Consider the following 214-nt stretch of genomic DNA (forward strand, 5'->3'; position numbering starts at 1 on the left):
AACATTATATCAATGAGCGCTGATGATGTTAAGAGCAACAAAAGTACGCATCTACCCTACACCAGAACAGGCTGAATATCTCAACGCTCAGTTCGGTGCAGTTCGTTTTGCGTACAACAAAGCTCTGCACATCAAGAAAGACGCTTACCAGCGGCACGGCGTAAATTTAAACCCGCGTAAAGATCTTAAACCGCTGCTTGCCGTGGCGAAAAAA

Annotated in this window: 1 protein-coding gene; it reads left to right on the plus strand. The window is 45.3% G+C overall.

Annotated features, from left to right (window positions below):
• Positions 1–25 precede the first annotated feature (25 nt).
• On the plus strand, positions 26–214 hold a 189-nt coding region (locus BHE89_RS04000; protein WP_171742454.1), incomplete at its 3' end, for a helix-turn-helix domain-containing protein.

Origin of the sequence: Shigella sp. FC1967 (assembly GCF_001743005.1) — a bacterium.
Lineage (GTDB): Bacteria > Pseudomonadota > Gammaproteobacteria > Enterobacterales > Enterobacteriaceae > Proteus.